Below are 17,219 nucleotides of genomic sequence, written 5' to 3'. Positions count from 1 at the left end.
TAACTATGGGATTCACAGACATCATTTCACCCTTCTTAACCAGAAAACAGAGTAATGAAAGCGGTCCGTTTCCGGATTGTAAAAAAAGCTTTTGCAGGACTCTATATTTGCTTATTTCCTGCCCTGGCTACCCCGGAATTTCTAGTTTTTAAAATAGTCATCTCTAAAAACATTGACATATTAAAGAGGCTTCCGTATTTCCCCTTTTTATAGTTTTAATGGATAATTTAAAACCTACATGGCTGGGGGAGCAGGGTTGAATAATCGAATTTTATAATTGATAAATAGTTTTTTCAGTTAAACTAATTTTATAAAAACATTACAATCTTATCAATTCATTGAGCTTTCCCAAAACGAACTGAATAATGTCTGTGGAGGAGGTCTCGTAAAAAATCTCTATTCAGACTTGTCAGTTTTGCCAGACGTTGCAGCAGGCGTAGCGGATTATTTATTCCAAGGTGATATACTATTAACAGAAGAACAGTCTGATCAGTTAATTGAGTCGCTGGTATGAAAAACCTAAAAGACAAAGGTGATAAGCTAATAGCAGTTCATTGGTTATAGTTACCTAAGCCGGGACGGGCCAGGTAAAGATTGATACCGCTACATTATTCCCGGGTCACATCATCAACACTCCCCTAGCCCATCACCCTATCCTTTCCCGTAATTGCCGGCTAAGCGCATCTGTAGATACCGGCAACGGCACGTTTATATATGGAAGGAAGCCGGCCACCAGCGGATGATTTCCTTCACTGCTGCCTAAACCTGGCCTGGCGGTAAGCAGGGTGCAGGTCTTTACGGCAATAGTGCCTGATCCCGCCGGTCAGTTCTTTGTCAACCTGCAGGCCCGCCTGTTGAGATGTTTCCGCGATAAATACGGACAAGGGGAGTACATCCGGTTTCCCGAGCAGGTCTTTATATAGCGCCTCATTTACCAGCGATTCCTTTTCCTCCAGGTAAAACAGGAGATATTCCGCAATTGTACCTGCTTCCTCCGGAAAGTAGGTACAGGCAAACAGCAGCGACAAGGCAATGTCCAAACTCAGTGAAGGTGCTGACAAATTGCTCCTGGCCGTTCCCGGCAAATGCCTTTACTGACGCTTCAAGAAATGAAATATATTCTTCGTCCTGGGTCAGGTTGTCATAATTTGAGATGATCCGCTTCGGTATATTTCTTTGCTTCATTGATGGCATTACTGCGAGGCATTATGCCTTGTTCAGCCAATCTAAATACCAGTCAGAAAACGTAATCCTTTCTTTATTTCCTGTTTCCAGACTTTCCGGGAATATACCGCTGAAATCAGCTCTGCCATCAAACCAGATATGGCTAAACTCCTGACCTTTTACTACCAATAAGTACATATTCCCATGTCCGTAATGACATATAGGTATCGTACCGCTGATCAACGCGGTATCCAGGTAGGGATCCACTAAATTATCCGGAGGCCTGTTTTCATCCCAATCAAAAGTATCTATCCAATCAGCATTCCAGGCTTCCGTAAAAGCAAATTCCCTGGCCAGGTCTACCGGATTGTTTTTTGCCAGCTTGAAATCCGATGGACCTTTCCGTATATCTAAAGGTCTTATTCCATAATAAGGCCCGGCACCTCCATTGCCTATTTGAGTAATAAAAAGTTTATAATCCTCTGGCAGCCTGATCCTGAACTTTTCTTCAAAGGCGTCGATTTCGCTTTCGGTAAGTGTTGGATTAAACTGGTACTTATGTTCCCTTGCTCCGAATTTTTTAAGATCCGGATCATTGCTTTTTATAACCGGTATCTTTTTTTCTATTTCATCTATGAAGTTCATATCCGCTATTCCTTAATTAATTGCAGGTTTTGAAATTAAAGTTAACCTTTCCATCCGGATGGCTGGGATCCCATACATATTCGATATCCATTTCATGTTTTTGGGCAAAAGCCTCCAACCCTTCGTAACATCTTGGGCATGGAGGCAGAGCAGATAAGCTGTTTTTACCTCCTTGTGTCATTTGTCCCATCGAAACGATCTTTAATGACCCTCCTTTAAATTCAGCTCCCCGTGTTTTCTCCAGGTATTCCAGGATTTTAGCTTCACTATGCCCTTTGGCCCCATACCCGTTAAAGGGAGCTTTGGATGACCCAGGGGTGCTATACCAGGAATAACCTCCTTTCGGAGTTACTACTGGCTCTCCATCAAACCAGGCGATGGCTTCATGTAATCCGAACACATCTACATAAATGTTCGTATCATGTACGTAGGAATACAACCTGATGCCTCCCTGTAACGTTGTGGGGTCTTGTGATATATAATTCCCATGCTCAGGGTCATAGTATCTGTGCCGGTTATAATACAGCCCCGTCTCCTCATCCTCATACTGTCCCTGGTACCGGAAGGGCACCAGCGCACGCTCTCCTGCTAACTTACGTACCTTCCCATAAATATCCAACTCGCACGACCATACGTTTTCTCCTGCCTCGTCATATGCTTCGCAGGGGGTACCCAGGTAGTCCGTAATGATGGAATACTGACGTCCGTTGATGATCTTGGCGGCCGGGGCAAAGGTGCCGTCTTCAAATACCCAGGTGGCCAGCGTTTCGACGGGTACGGGCTCGGGGTGGCTCTGTTGTATATCACCCAGCTCGCCGATGGTGATAACCGGTTTGTCTTTGGCTGCATAGCTCCATTCATGCAACGGCACATCCCCATCCCATACAAAACGGGTAAGCTGGCCATTATACTGCTTCTCAATACGCCTGCCCAGCGGGTCATAACGAAACGTTACTGTTTTCCCGTCCGGGCGCAACACATTTTTCAGCAGCCCGTTGCCATACCATTCATACTCCCAGGTGGCCACGCCCGCTGGGGCCGCTGGTACCACCTTTTTGACCAGGTTACCCTCGTCATCGTATATGAACCGCGCACCCGGCGTTTCCAGCAGCTTACCACCGGGGCCGTACCTGCGGTCATTCCGCGTTTGGGCCTGGTACAGGTTGCCGGCTTTATCGGGCAGGCGGTAATCGTATTCCCCATCTTCATACTGTGCCCAGGCCAGGCTCCCGAAATCGTCATACCCGAACTTAACCATGCCGCCGCCAATGGCATTGGTGATCTGCCGGAGCCGCTGGCTGGCATCCCAGCGGTAATGGCGGCGCCGCATCACGCGGTTGTCCCTGCTGACGGTATGTTCCCCGGGCATACCGGCCTGGTCGTAGGCCCAACTGCTTTTTATACCTCCGGGAAGCGTACGCTCTATTTCCAGCCCCAGCAGGTTGCGTTCAATATGCATGCTCCAGGGTGATGCGCACCCATGTGCGCCGGCCTGCATACCGGTAATGTCGCCGATAGCATTGCTGGAAATCCGTATATCCGCACCCAGGCTACTGGTAATGTGGCTGCGCCTGCCGTTCCTGCCGCGCCGGCTGCTCACGGTATAACCATCCTGCCATTCTTCTTTTATACGGCCCATTGCGTCCCGCTGCAGCCGGAGCGTGCAATGTTCATTGATCGCTTCTACCAACTGGCCGTTACGATTGTAACTGTAAGTCTCCCAGCTACCGTCGCTATGTTCGATGCGGGTGGGCTGGCCGTTGTAGTCGTATTCATACACCGTCCAGCGGTTGCCGGGCCGCTGTACTTTGATCACTTTACCGGCAGCATCCCGTTCATAATAGCGGGTAAGGCCGTCAAAACCGGTTTCCCCGGTAATATCGCCGCGCCCGTTACGGGTAAAGCGGTACTGCTCTCCATGTTCATTTACTACCCCCGTGAGCTGTTCATCTTTATTGTATACAAAATGGACCTTTACACCGTTTTCCTCCCGCATCCGCAGGCTGCCCAATGGCGTGTAGGCAAATTTTACATCGCGGCGCTTGTCCCGGGCCTGCACTACTTCCTCGTAAGCATTGTATTGCAACTGGATGTGGTTGCCGTCCGGCAGCGCTACTTCGCTGATCCGGCCCAGGGCATCGTAGCGGAAATACTGTTCCTGTTGCAGCGGGTTGGAGGAACGCGTGCACCGGCCCCAGGCATCATACGCCCATTGTGCGCGGCCGCCGTCTGCCAGGGTGAGTGATGTAAGATTATGATCTGCATCATACTCCAGCACGGTGCTATCGCCATTTTCGTTTTCCACTTTGCGGAGCAGGTTGTCTCCATTGTACCGGAAAATACTGATACTACCATCCGCTTCCGTAAGCGTATGCAGCAGTCCCTTGTGCTTTTCACCTTTATTGTAAATATAGGTGCGGCTGCCGCCCTGTGCATCGGTGGCCAGTATGAGCCGGTCAGTTTCATCATATTGGAATGTGCAGGTACTACCATCCGGCTGTACAATGCCGGTACGGTTACCCCGTTCATCATATGCATAACCGGTAACATTGGCTTCCTCATCTATTTCCCGGTACACTTCAAAATTTTCCGTGTATTCCGTAAAACGTGTATTCCCCAGGGGGTCTTTTACCTGGGTCACCAAATGATCGGGCGTGTAATAGTAAGTAGTGGTATGGCCCTGGGAATTGGTGACAAGATTATAACCTTTATCAGGATGGTAGGCTATCCATCCTTCCAGGATACCATTATCGCCCCAGGTATGCACGCAACGGCCCTGTGGATCATATTCCCAGTAAAAAGCCTGCCCGTTACGGTCTGTTTTGGCCACCATCCGGTGATCACGATACTGTATGCGGGTGGTTTGCTGCAGGGCATCGCTGATGCCGCACAGGTCGCCGGCTTCATTATAGTCATACTGTACCAGCACCTGCTCCTGTTCCTGGTGGCGGGCCGTCACGCCAAGTATGCGCCCTTCGCTGTCATTGCTGATATGCAGATGCCTGCCTGCGCTGTCGATAACACGGAGCAGGTGGCCTTTACTGTTGTAGTGGAAGCTGATCATAAAACCGGCTTCATTGCGCAGGGCGTAGAGGCGGTATTCCTGGTCCTGCGGATGCAGGCGGCGGAAGTGATAGGACAGGCGCTCCCGGTGGTCGAACAGTTGGTATTCATCCAGGTCGGTACGGGTCAGGCTCAGCTTTTCCGGGCGGTTAAAATCGCTGTTGCCCGGGAAAGGCAAATGTTCAAAGGTAGTGCTGCGCCCATCCCCCAGCAGTACTGCTGTTACTGCCTCATCTGCCAGTTCCAGCAGCCGCAGGTCATAACTGAAATGTGTGCCATGCCCCAGTAAACCATGATGGTCGCTGTCGCTGTTCCAGGAGCGCTCCCATTTTAAGGGGATAGGGCCCGGCAGTTCAAAATCGGTACAGTCGTAGATCACGATACCCTGTACCAGGTCCACTGGCTCAAAGCCCAGCTTACAGAGCGCACGGCTTAGCTTGTTGCTGCCACCCAGTCTTTTCTGGCGGGCCAGGTTAAAATCGGTGATCTTTTGCTTTGACTTTTTTGCCGCCTTACCCAGTTTTTTCAGGCCTTTGCCCAGCCCTTTCATCAGTGCGCCGAAACCGAAGGACATCACCAGGTTCAGCAATGCGCCTGACCAGTCCGGCACGTAAGGGCCGCCCACATTTACCACCTTGCCAAAAGAAAGCGGGATGGAAAATGAAGTGGGCAAGTACATGCTGGGAATAGGCTTCAGCTTTTTACCGGGCTGCAGGGACAGGGGGATGCCAATATCATTACAGGTCATCAACATATGGCCGGAGGGGCTCATAAGGTTGCCCTCTACTTTTACCCGTTTGCTGCCGAAAAAGTTCACGGAGTCGTGACCTATCATCGGCGCCAGCAGGAAAGGACCGCCCATCGGTATGTGGAACAGGATGATGAAGATGCCGCTGGTATCACTCTTGCCGCGCGGCACATGATTGACCTTGGTAGTGGCCCCAAGAAAGGGTATATAGTCCATCGGGTCCAGTACAAACCCGATATACGGGTGAGGCAGCGGGATGGGAAAGCCAAGGAGTAATACAATATGAATATCCAGCCCGATCACTGGCGTAAAATGCTTGTTGCTGACCAGCATACGCGAAATTATTTTGGGTTAAGATGGCATATTCACAGGTATCAGGTGTCGGACAGCGAGTAAAATGGGTTAATGTAGCAATTGTAAGATAGCTATTTTTTGCTAATGGATAAGTAATAATCATTCCCCCGTCTGCTCCTCCCTGTCTTTACAAATGGATAGTCCTGTACCTGTCCCCGGCCCTTTCTCTGTTCGCTGTAGGGGATCGAAGAAAAACATGTAAGAATAGAAAATGGAGAAGTAAACATAACTATTTTGACAGCTATTGTATTGACCACTGCCTTGGAGATTTCTCATAGAGAAATTTATAGTTTTGATTTCAAGTATGGTTGAATCTGCGTAACCAAAGAAAAGGAAGATGCCAATTTCCCATATCAATCCGATTAAGTCCCCTAAGAAGTCTTCAGTGTGTTTTATTTTGTTATTATTTACAGTGCGGAGTGCTTTTATCAAAGAAAATCACGAAATGGCGACAAGTTAAAAGATGCTATGCATGTACGCCGCCCAGTCTGTAGAGGACAGCCAAACGCCTGGCAGATGCTCACCGCTTTAAAGTAGTCCCTGTTGGTTGGCCTCGTTGATAAGCCCCGCCACATTTTTGACCTGGAATTTCTGCAGGAGGTTCTTGCGGTGATTTTCAACGGTAAATTTGCTCAGGAAAAGCATTTCTGCAATGCGCCGGGTAGTAATACCGGATGCAATCAGCTTCAGTATCTCCTGTTCTCTCGCGGTGAGCACCACAGGTTCCGTAATGTCCGGGGTTCCAGGTCGGGTAATAATACCCTTTATAGCATCACTGAATACGACCTGGCCATCCAGTGCATTGTGTATACAACTTACCAGTTCCTCAATTGACGCATTTTTGAGCACATAACCGCTTGCACCATTTTCAAGCATTTTCATAATGGCGCTGCGTTGATCATGGTTGCTCAATGCCAGCACAATGGTATCCGGCGCCATTGTTTTTATGGTCTTGCATAAATCCATTCCATTGCCGTCCGGAAGGATGATGTCGAGCAATACCACATTCACGACGTTGGTATTAAAAAATTCCAGGAATTCCTGCGTGGTGGTAAATGCTCCTGCGATTTCAAATACCTCTTTCCTGGAGAGAATATTCACCAGCCCTTCAAGTACGACAGGATGATCATCCAGGATAGCTAGCCTGAATTTCGGTTGTGACATAAACTTCAATATTTATGGAAATACCTTGCTGGCCTGACCGGGAAAGGACATCCATCTTTCCATGCAGGTAAGCGATCCTGTTCCTGATATTCATGAAACCCATGCCCTGTTTAGTATGCAACGTATCTGCCTCGATGCCGATGCCGTCGTCCTCAACCGTGATAAAGAACCGGTTGCCCTGTTGATTGCACTGCAGTAAAACTTTTGTTGCACCGGCATGCTTTATGGCATTGGTCAATAATTCCTGCACAATGCGGTAAATGATCACCTGCTCACCTTGTGGTATGTCCGGCCGGATGCCCAGGCACTGGAAATGTATGACCGGGTGCCCCGGTACAAATGTATCGCACAGGTCTTTCAATGCAGCTTCCAGGCCCAGTGTTAACAGCATTTCAGGCATCATGTTGTGGGCGATCCTTCTCAGCTCCTTTATTGAGCCGTCCAACTGGTTGATGATACCGCCCAGTCCTGGCTGATTATTGCCATGCTCGTTACCGGCAATTTCAGAAAGGGTTATTTTCGTGGATGCCAGCAGTCCTCCCAGGCTGTCATGCAGGTCACGGGCCACTCTTTTCCGTTCCTCTTCCTGGCCCTGTATCATGGCCTGCGATACCTTTATCTGTTCCCGCTGCACAGCGGTTTTCCTCCTGCTTTTATGGAAAAAATATCCCAGTAGCACGATCGCAAATAAAAGCACGCTTACTGATCCTAGCGACCAACTTAACAGCGTGGTGCGTTTCAGCGCAAAATTTGCTTTGTCATTGGCCGCGTTGAGCGCTACTATTTCCTTCTGATGCTCCGCGTTCCTGAATTTTATTTCCAGCGCATTGATCTTTGCTTCCAGGTTACTTTTTGCCAGGCTGTCATTCAGGTGGCTATATCGTTTCAGCCACTGGTATGCTTCCGGGATATTGTTCATATCCTCGTAAGTGGCAACCAGCCCGTAGAACAGTAAAAGCCGGTTGGCCGCAATGCCGATAAAGGGTTGCCTGCGGGACAGGTCAAGGGCTACATTCCGGGCCTGGGCGAGGTCCCGCTTATTATATAAAGCATAAAATTTTTGTAGCAGCAGGCGCTGCTCTGTGTAGGGTTGATGCAACTGCCGGGCTAAAGCAATGCCCTTTGCAGAAAGGGCGAGGGACCGATCAAACTGCTCTGCAACGGTAAGGCGCATACTTTCGCCGGCGTAGTAATCCAGCCACTCGATGGCATCCGGGTAAGGCGCCAGCAATACCCGCATACTGTCCATATAACGGGCTGCTGCTGCAGGCTTGCCGGATAAAGAATAATTCTCCGATGTGGTATGATAGGCTGACGCCAGGTATTTGACGTTCCCCGTCTCATTCCGGAGCGTTTCAATGGCAAGCAGCAGGTAAGTACCGGCTTTGGAAAATTCTTCCAGGTTCTTAAATCCGAAAGCGACATCCAGGTAATTCTTCCCGACATACAGGCGGTCACCTGCCTGCTGTGCCAGCGGGATAGCCTTGTTCAGCAGCAGGTTGATGTAGGTTTCCGGATCATCCTTGTCAAAATGGAATACCCGTGCATAGTCATGCCAGCACATAGAACGAAAAAGCAGCGCTTCCCTGTTTTGAAACCGCTCCAACCGGCTTTCTGCCTGCCGGAACATTTTGGCCGCGGAATCAGGAGCGGCGGGAGCTGACAGCTTGGCTTCATAAAGGAGGGAAACAGCCTGCAGAAAAGGGTCTCCGCTGCTAAATCCTTTACCCGTTATTGTATACCGCCTGGATATGGCGGTATCGGTATCCCTCCATTCATCTGCCAGGAAAAAACATGCCCTGGCTTTTACACTGTCAGGCACGGACTGTTGCAGTACCCGGGCAAGGCTATCCCTGTTAAACTTGCCGGGTGCATCCTGGGCAAGGCAGTAAAGCGCTGGTAATATAAAAGCAAATACCAGTGTAAAAATAGGTTTCATCTGCTAATATTTGTCTTTTCTATGATCAGATGGAACCCTCGCATTAACATGGCCCCTGTGCGGGAGCTGTTCATCATGCTCGGTTTCATTGCAATTGTAAATTCTTTTCGGAAGGGTAAGATAACTGTAAAAAACCATACCCGGAATGGCTGAAAACAGCTATATGAAAATGACCGTTTAACGGCATTGTACTCCATCACCTGCACAAGTAGTTTTGTGTCGTTCAAAGCACGATCAAATATAAACCATAACACATGCACAGAAAATTATTCATTGTAATTAGCCTTATCACTACTATCCTGACAGTCTCCTGTTCCAAAGACAATGACGAACCCGATGGCGGGACCCCTACCACGCATAAGGTGGTTTTTAAAGCCGAGGTATCACCTGGTGGCGATATTGTAACTGCGGCCTATGGAATAGACAGCGATGCGCACACTGCCACCAACCTGAGTGGCGCCACCTGGAGCAGCCCTGAGCTCACTGCACCTGCAGGAGCCATTAATGCGAATATTGTTATAAACGCAACCGGCTCCAGTGATGCCGCCATCCTGAAAGTGCAGATCTATGTAGATGATGTGCTAAAGAAAGAGGAGTCATCTACTCCCGGCAGCATATTGTCTGTTACCACCGGCTACCGGTTTTAAATAAGCGCTATTGCCCCCAGCTTTCCTGGAAATCCATATTAACAGCCCCCCAGAAAATATGGCCTCCATTTTTTTTCTTTAGCTCATTGACCTGGTCCATCAACCGGATGCTGAGCTTCGGATAGAATTTTGCCCAGGTATAGAACACATAATAATCATATTTACCAATGGATAGATCTTCCGGCCAGTCCCCATCTATCGGTCTTAGTAATGTTTGCAGCATCTTCAGGTCTGAAGCAGGGGATACCTGGGGCGGGAGCTGGTTATGATGCCGGGTATACAGTGAATCCACCTGTTTTAATAATGACCAGGGACAGGAGCGGTCCCTTAGGATATTGACCTGGTCCTTGTTGTAGACCAGGATAGTGGCTGCATGGTTTTCCAGGAGCGTATCCAGGAAGAATTTATAATCCACCGGGTTATCCACTGTAAACAGCGTGGTATATGAGCCGCCTTGGGCTTTTATGTAGGCGGTGACCGTTTCGGGGGTTTCCGGCCGGATCTTTTTTACATAGCCCAGTATACTTGCCACGGGTCTGCAACTGACATGGAAGACCAGTAGTATGCATACAGCCAGCGTGTTTTTTTTATACATGTTTTTTTATTGATCCCCTGGTTAGTATTCCATGGAGCAGCACGTACATACTGCTCCATGGGAGATAAATTATTCGATCGCAACATTCAGGGTCACCAGGCCATAAGTAGTGGCGCCATAATCCACCGGATAGGTTCCCGGCAGAAAGGTGATGGCCGATTGTCCAAAGATCGCTGCAGCATCCCCAATGAGCGTAAGGCTTTCATCACCGTCTATTGTCAGCGCCGATACATCTTCCCCGTCGGTAAAATAGGGACGAATGTCTTCCGTGAATTCAATCGTAAAAGTCTCGCCATATAAAGTGCCGACGGTCTTGGAATAGCCGATGGTCACTGAAATGGAGCCATCGCAAAGCCCGAAACCGCTTTTGCACGATCTCCGGGGCTTATGGAGCTTGAAATGGAGCGTGCCCTTTATGGGGAATCGCCTGAGATCAGCGTGGCCTGTTTTGTTGCCGGAAGGGGTAAGCTGGGGGGAATGAATGTCCTGGGCGCTGGCATTCACAAAGGCTGTAAGCGCGCAGCATACAGCAATAATGATGGTTTTCATTTTTGAGTAATGATTTGAGATTTTTAGTATACCGGCCGGTGTTAACAACTGTATAAACACACTTTTCTATTACTTTATTATATCGGTCCCCTCACTATTCCGCAGCCCATCTCCGTTCCTCCCCTTAGCGTCTGGTACACCACGCAATACCGTTCCGTGAGACGGATCAGCGTGTCCAGTTGTTCCGGGGTGGCCTCGCTGTCAATAATGAACTGCAGCCGGATAGCCCTGAACCCTACCGGTACTTCTTTTGAAACACCCAGCGTGCCCCGGAAATCCAGCTCGCCTTCCGCTTTTACCAGGGCATCCTTTACCGGGATGCCGATAGCGGTAGCCACTGCGCTTAAAGTCACCCCGGCGCAAGCCACCAGCGCTTCCAGCAGCAGGTCGCCGGAGCAGGCCAGCAGGCCGTTGCCGCCGGTAGCAGGATGCAACCCCGCTTCCACCAGCATACGTCCGGTATCTACCTTGCAGGAAATATGCTCCCCGATCCTGCCCTGTGCTTTTAACGTGATGACGGCTGCCGCAGGGTCATGCCGGTATTTTTCCTTCAACGGGGCTTGCAGCTTTTTTAATGTATCGGCATCCATGGTAGGTAGTTTTAGGGGTGAATGTAACCGGTACCAAAGTTAACTGAATTGCCCGGGACGAAAGGGGGGCCCCGGCCGGTTAATTATGGCAAACAAACGGCCAATATCCGGATAGTGAAAAAGCCGGTGCACCCGTATCTTTAATAAAAGCAGTGAAATAGCTCCGTAGTATAGCCGTATGAAAACCCGTCGTTAGCCCGTTGCACTGCTTGCAAGATCCATATCGTACATCCTTATTGTATCACCAACTAAACATTCTGCACCATGAACAGAAAACCCGGTATTTACTCCTTTGCATTGGTGGCCTTATTGCTGATAGCCGGCTGCCGCAAAAACGACCTGGTAAGCCCCCAGGAGGAAACCCGAAAAAAAGCTACCCCGGCCACCACTGCCACCGCGGCGGCAGGCAATGTGACCTACTACCTGGTAAAGGCGGGCAATCCCACTCCGGAGCAGGCCAATGCCTACCAACTGATTGAAGCAGCCATGAATGAAGCAGTAGATTATATGAACACCTACACATCATTCACCAAGTCCATTACCGTGTATTACGAACCGTCTGTGCCTACAGCAGATGGTAATATTAACGGCACCATCCGTTTCGGGTCCAACACCTACTACATGAACACTGCCACCGCTCTGCATGAAATTGCGCACACTGTGGGGGTAGGCACCACCAGTTACTGGCGAAATGTGTTGATCGTAAACGGCATTTATACCGGCGTCAATGCCACGCAGGTGCTGCGCAACATCAGCGGCGACCCGGCCGCGGAGATCCATGGGGACAGCCAGCACTTCTGGCCTTACGGGCTGAACTACCCGTCCGAAGCTACTTCCCCGGAGGACTATGTAAACCACTGCCTCATCCTGGAAGGGATGAAGCAGGACGGCCTCTAAGTAACTGTATTACTTACCTGAAGAAGCCCGCAGCCGTCGTAACCTTTTCCACCCATATGCCGGAGCTGGCCTGCAGCACAAATTCGCTCAGGCCTACTTCTTTGGTATCGGGCGCCCAGTCGTAGGTATAACCCAGCCGTGTCCAGGGGTAGTAATAGTCTGCAGCGGAGGATAAGGAACGATAGTAAGAATAGATAATGTTGCCGTCAAACCAGGTGCTGTAGGTGTTGCTTACACCGTTTACCAGTACGGCGCCGGTAGTAGTGGTATTAATGGCCGGGTTGCCCGCCGGGCGGAATAGCTGTTCCGCCGGTACCCATATTTCCGCAATGTGGGTGTTACTGTGGCTGTTCACCGGTGGCAGTCCCAATAGCTGGGAGATGCGCAGGATAGTATCGGTGGCAGTAGTAAATGCCGGTCCCAGCCTGCGCTTCATTTGCGCCGGTGCAAACACCCAGGACTCGCCCCAGGTATTGGTAATGGAATCGCCGGCAGGATAGCTGTCCGGGAACCGCATGAACGTAGCCATCAGCACATAGTCCTTACCGTGAATATTCTTCCATTGCAGGCCGCTGTTTGCAGGGGTAATGGCCCATAGCGTGTCAATTACTTCTGCGCTGTCGGCTATCATGGCGTCTGTAACAGAATGCGCATACAGTTCTGCCAGGGTGTATTCCGGCTGGGGCGGCGCTATATCGTCGTCTTTTTTACAACCGATAAAAGCAAGGCTGATGCAGAAAGCGATACGGATCCATGATCCGGGGTAGGTGTTCCAGGTTTTCATACAGGATACAATTGGTTATCAGAGTGGATGTAAGTAACTACATTTCAGTGAAATACACAACTTTTTTCCCGATGCCGCCGACCGCAGAGGATGTATATGTCCGTTCCTCCTTTTCTTTTGCCTTTTTACATTTTTTCTTTTAATCTTTACGCCCATTATGAAGAAGAACAGGGGACAATCCGGCATTATCTGCCTGCTGCTGTTGCTTTGCGGCACCGTGCAGGCGCGAGATCAGTATGAGCTGAACACCGGCTGGCAATGCGCCAACATCGCCGCCGTTAAAGACAAAGGGGAAACCATTTCCAACCCGGCGCACACACTTACAGGTTGGCAGCCCGCTACCGTACCGGGTACCGTGCTTACCACCCTGCTTAATAACAAACAGGTGCCTGACCCGTTTTACGGGATGAACAATGAAAAGATACCGGACATCTATCACACCGGTAACGATCATTACACCTATTGGTTTGTAAAGGATTTTACGGAGCAGCGGCCGCAGAACGGTCGCCAGGTATGGCTGCATTTCCGCGGGGTGAACTATGGCTGCGACATTTACCTGAACGGGCAGCGCGTGAATAAAGCCACGCACTACGGCATGTTCCTCCGCCAGACCTATAACATCAGCAACCTGCTGGCAAAAGACGGACGTAACCGCCTGGCGGTGATCATATACCCGGCCGCTACGCCCGGCAACCCGAACGGCGGACAGGGCGGTGACGGCACCATTGCCAAAAGCGTGGCGCACCAATACACGGCCGGCTGGGACTGGATACAGCCCATCCGTGACCGCAACACCGGCATCTGGGACAAGGTGACCATTGAGCGAACCGGCGCCGTGAACCTGAAAAACCCGCACATCATTACCCGCGTGCCCGGCGTTCGCCTGCCTGAGGGCCCGCAGGCGCCTGCCACCGTACAGGTATCCGCAGAACTGGAGAATGCTTCCGGTAAAAGCATTACCGGTACGCTTAAATACCTGCTGGACGGTCATACCGTGTCAAAGAAAGTAACGCTGCCACCGCATGCCGTTACGGAAGTGCAGTTGCCGGACTATAGGCTGCAGCAGCCCCGCCTCTGGTGGCCTGCCGGTTACGGCCCGCAAAACCTGTATCCGCTGCAGTTGCAGTTTACCGATGCCGCCAATGCCCTGAGCGACCAGGAGACCGTACAGGTGGGCGTGCGCGAGGTACAAACACCCTGGAATGAATTTACCCGCAGTCGCCAGGTACTGGTGAACGGGCAGAAAATATTCATTAAAGGCGGCAACTGGATCATTTCCGATGCCATGCTGCGCTTCTCCAAAGAAAGATATGATGCGGAGGTAAGGTTTCACCGCGACATGAACCTGAACCTGATCCGCATATGGGGCGGCGCTCTCACGGAAAGGCCGGAATTCTACGAAGCCTGCGACAAGTACGGCCTGCTGGTATTCCAGGATTTCTGGTTTTCCGGCGACTGTAACGGACGTTGGGTAGATCCCATGAAGAAAGAGGACCAGTGGACCCGCCGCCAGTACCCGGACGATCATGGCCTCGTGCTACGCTCCATCCGGGACCAGGTAAAGATGATCCGCAACTATCCCTCCCTGGCCTTCTGGTGCGGGGGCAACGAGATCACCCCGCCGGAAGATATCATTATTCCTATCAAGGATTCCATCCTGCCTGCACTGGACGGCACCCGCTACTTTTTCGACTACTCCAATTCAGACAGCATGTCCTATAATTTCCTGGGTGGCAATGGCGATGGGCCTTATGGCATCCAGGACCTGGAAACTTTCTGGGCGCACCGTACCTTCCCCTTTAATTCGGAGATTGGCTCCGTAGGTGTAGGCGACTACGCTTCCCTGGAAAGATTCATTCCGAAGGAAAATAGGATAGCGCCGCAATATCCCGGTGAAGTGGATTCCGTATGGAAGTACCATAAGTACATCGGCTATGATGGGCATATAGCTCCTTACGGCAAAGCGAAAGATGCGAAGGATTTCGCCAACAAGGCCCAACTGGTGAACTACGACCAGTACCGCGGCCTGATGGAAGGCTTCAGCGCGCATATGTGGGAATGGTATACCGGTGTGATCATCTGGAAAACACAGAATCCCTGGACGGCCATGCGCGGGCAGATGTACGACTACTACCTGGACCCGAATGCCTGCCTGTACGGCCTGCACAACGGCAGCGAGCCCCTGCACATTATGTACAACCCGGTAGACGGTATGGTGATGGCGGTGAACAATACCTTTACCGCCCGCCGCTCTATGATGATGGAAGTAGGCCTGTACGATATGGAGGGGCGCTACAAGCAGCTCACCCAGGTATTTGCAGATATTGGCCCTACTACTGCCAAGAAATACCTGTCCGTTAAAAAAGCGGTAGATGAAGCCCGGAAGGAGCAGGGCGTTTTCCTGCGTCTTCGCCTACTGAATACGGACAAACAGGTGATCACGGAAAATTTCTACTGGCTGCCAGATGCGTCCGGCAACTATTCCGGTCTGCAGCAAATGGCGCCCGCAAAGGTGCAGGCCACGGCCAAAAGGATCACGAAAGACAGCATTACCGTTACACTGCGCAACCCCGCCAATGGCCCGGTGGCTTTCTTTAACCGGGTAGCGGTAGTGGATGCGCAGACAAAGCAGCGGGTACTACCAGCATTTTATAGTGATAATTACATTTCTGTAATGCCCGGAGAGGAAAGAACGGTGACCGTAAGCTACACCCCGGCAGGTAATAATAGTACGGCGATTGAGCTGTATGGCTGGAATGTGAAGGAGGAGTATATTACCGTTCAATGATAAAAAGGATGGAGATTAACGCCAGATTAACCTGAAAACAGAAGACAGGACCTATTATTGCATGCATACTATCTGTTTGTAAATTATGAGCAAAGGTAGCCATGAAATGATCTTGTCTGATGAGGCATTAATTAGTAAAATATATTACATAAGAAGCCACAAGATAATGCTGGATAAGGACCTTGCAGAACTGTACGGCGTAAAGGCCATACGGTTAAGAGAGCAGGTAAAGCGCAATGCGGAGCGGTTTCCGGAAAATTTCATGTTCCGGTTAACGGAAGCAGAGGTGGACATCATGGTATCGCAGAATGCGATACCCTCCAGGATGCATCTGGGCGGCTCTCTTCCTTATGTATTTACAGAACATGGCATATTAATGCTGGCGAATGTTCTACACAGTGAAAGGGCCATTCAGGTAAGTATCCGGATAATTGAGATTTTTATCAAAATGAGAGAGATGCTTTCCTCGCATAAAGACATCTTGCTGAAGCTGGAGCAGGTGGAGAAAAAGATGAATGGCTATGATGAAGATATTCAACTAATCTTTGAATACCTGAAACAACTACTCAATCCAGCGCAGGAGCCGCGAAAGAAAATAGGATTCAGGCAGCAGGGGGAGCAGGAATAGCAGCTCCTCCTGCTTTTTACGCCCCCATCGCATACACCACTATATTCACCCCGAACTTCGTGTTATCCTCCGCCATAAACCGCTTGTTCCGGAAATCGTAATCCCATTCGCAACCATAGTCCTTATTGCTGTAAAGTACCCCGATGCGGCCGTTGATCTCAATGGCTTTCAGGTAATCGTGCACCAGGTCGTCACCCCAGCCATTCAGCTCAAAGGAGGTAGTGGGTGGCCCTTCCCTGAAATGGAAGAAAGAGCGGTAAATATCATGACTATTGGGAAGCTTCCGCAAGGCCTCCGGGCCAAAGAGGCGGCCCATCTGCGCTTCAAATGATTTGGCAAAAAGCCCGTCTATATCATGGTTGCAGTCGTCCACGAAAACGAAGCCGCCGTTCTCTACGTATTGTTTGAAAAAGGCGCTTTCCGTAGCGTCGAACTGCACCAGTTTATGGCCGCTGAGGTAACAGAAAGGTGCGTTGAACAAGTCGGGACTGCCCAGGTCCGTTACCTGTTCCTGCAGGTGCACCGGGATGGTGGTATATTCTATCAGCGAGTTGAGCAGGTTGGAGGGCATACGCGGGTCCGTGTCCCAGTCGCCGGAACGGTAACGTAAACGGGTAAATGTAAATCTGGCGCGTTTCATGATGTAAGATATAGGAAGTAAGAA

Annotated in this window: 14 protein-coding genes; 4 read left to right on the top strand and 10 right to left on the bottom strand. The window is 50.2% G+C overall.

Annotated elements, in window-relative coordinates; all coding sequences use genetic code 11:
- Positions 1–749 precede the first annotated feature (749 nt).
- The 5 genes from LX66_RS04995 to LX66_RS04975 all read right to left on the bottom strand — a co-directional run bounded on the left by LX66_RS04995 (position 750) and on the right by LX66_RS04975 (position 9,077).
- On the bottom strand, positions 750–1,061 hold the full coding sequence (locus LX66_RS04995) for a hypothetical protein (protein ID WP_158642537.1): 312 nt from the start codon (positions 1,059–1,061) through the stop codon (positions 750–752).
- 145 nt (positions 1,062–1,206) lie between these two features.
- Positions 1,207–1,809: an SMI1/KNR4 family protein gene (locus LX66_RS04990; RefSeq protein ID WP_145710781.1), complete on the bottom strand. Its 603-nt coding sequence runs from the start codon at positions 1,807–1,809 to the stop codon at positions 1,207–1,209.
- A 16-nt stretch (positions 1,810–1,825) separates the two neighbouring features.
- Positions 1,826–5,953 (bottom strand): RHS repeat-associated core domain-containing protein, encoded by a 4,128-nt coding sequence (locus tag LX66_RS04985; protein WP_145710780.1) that lies wholly within the window; start codon positions 5,951–5,953, stop codon positions 1,826–1,828.
- Between the two features lie 549 nt (positions 5,954–6,502).
- On the bottom strand, positions 6,503–7,138 hold the full coding sequence (locus LX66_RS04980) for a response regulator (RefSeq protein ID WP_145710779.1): 636 nt from the start codon (positions 7,136–7,138) through the stop codon (positions 6,503–6,505).
- Positions 7,101–9,077 carry a sensor histidine kinase gene (locus tag LX66_RS04975; protein WP_145710778.1) on the bottom strand — a complete coding sequence of 659 codons (1,977 nt, stop codon included), beginning with the start codon at positions 9,075–9,077 and terminating at the stop codon, positions 7,101–7,103. The genes LX66_RS04980 and LX66_RS04975 overlap by 38 nt, the downstream gene beginning before the upstream one ends.
- A gap of 254 nt (positions 9,078–9,331) precedes the next feature.
- Here LX66_RS04975 and LX66_RS04970 point away from each other — a divergent pair, with 254 nt between their 5' ends.
- Positions 9,332–9,724, top strand: coding sequence for a hypothetical protein (locus tag LX66_RS04970; RefSeq protein WP_145710777.1), 393 nt, complete (start codon positions 9,332–9,334; stop codon positions 9,722–9,724).
- Positions 9,725–9,731: 7 nt separating this feature from the next.
- Here the strand turns inward: LX66_RS04970 and LX66_RS04965 are convergent, their stop codons facing one another.
- From LX66_RS04965 to LX66_RS04955, 3 genes are all read right to left on the bottom strand, one after another.
- Positions 9,732–10,319, bottom strand: a complete 588-nt coding sequence (locus tag LX66_RS04965; RefSeq protein WP_145710776.1) for a hypothetical protein — start codon at positions 10,317–10,319, stop codon at positions 9,732–9,734.
- A 69-nt stretch (positions 10,320–10,388) separates the two neighbouring features.
- Complete coding sequence (locus tag LX66_RS04960; RefSeq protein WP_145710775.1) at positions 10,389–10,868, bottom strand: hypothetical protein; 480 nt, start codon at positions 10,866–10,868, stop codon at positions 10,389–10,391.
- 77 nt (positions 10,869–10,945) lie between these two features.
- Entirely contained in the window at positions 10,946–11,458 is a 513-nt protein-coding gene (locus LX66_RS04955; protein ID WP_145710774.1) for an OsmC family protein, read from the bottom strand.
- 264 nt (positions 11,459–11,722) lie between these two features.
- On the opposite strand from LX66_RS04955, the gene LX66_RS04950 reads away from it, so the two are divergent.
- The gene (locus tag LX66_RS04950; protein ID WP_145710773.1) at positions 11,723–12,355 is read left to right on the top strand and encodes a hypothetical protein; all 633 of its coding nucleotides are present in this window, start codon (positions 11,723–11,725) and stop codon (positions 12,353–12,355) included.
- 13 nt (positions 12,356–12,368) lie between these two features.
- Here the strand turns inward: LX66_RS04950 and LX66_RS04945 are convergent, their stop codons facing one another.
- Entirely contained in the window at positions 12,369–13,139 is a 771-nt protein-coding gene (locus LX66_RS04945; protein WP_145710772.1) for a hypothetical protein, read from the bottom strand.
- A 157-nt stretch (positions 13,140–13,296) separates the two neighbouring features.
- On the opposite strand from LX66_RS04945, the gene LX66_RS04940 reads away from it, so the two are divergent.
- Together LX66_RS04940 and LX66_RS04935 are read left to right on the top strand one after the other, a co-directional pair.
- Complete coding sequence (locus LX66_RS04940; protein WP_145710771.1) at positions 13,297–15,927, top strand: glycoside hydrolase family 2 protein; 2,631 nt, start codon at positions 13,297–13,299, stop codon at positions 15,925–15,927.
- Between the two features lie 85 nt (positions 15,928–16,012).
- The gene (locus tag LX66_RS04935) at positions 16,013–16,555 is read left to right on the top strand and encodes an ORF6N domain-containing protein (RefSeq protein ID WP_145710770.1); all 543 of its coding nucleotides are present in this window, start codon (positions 16,013–16,015) and stop codon (positions 16,553–16,555) included.
- A 16-nt stretch (positions 16,556–16,571) separates the two neighbouring features.
- Here LX66_RS04935 and LX66_RS04930 read toward each other — a convergent pair whose 3' ends face one another.
- Positions 16,572–17,195 carry a DUF4159 domain-containing protein gene (locus tag LX66_RS04930; protein WP_145710769.1) on the bottom strand — a complete coding sequence of 208 codons (624 nt, stop codon included), beginning with the start codon at positions 17,193–17,195 and terminating at the stop codon, positions 16,572–16,574.
- Positions 17,196–17,219 lie beyond the last annotated feature (24 nt).

Source organism: Chitinophaga japonensis (assembly GCF_007830125.1).
Taxonomy (GTDB): domain Bacteria; phylum Bacteroidota; class Bacteroidia; order Chitinophagales; family Chitinophagaceae; genus Chitinophaga; species Chitinophaga japonensis.
Note: the sequence above shows the minus strand (reverse complement) of the source record. Positions and strands in the feature narration are given on the sequence as shown.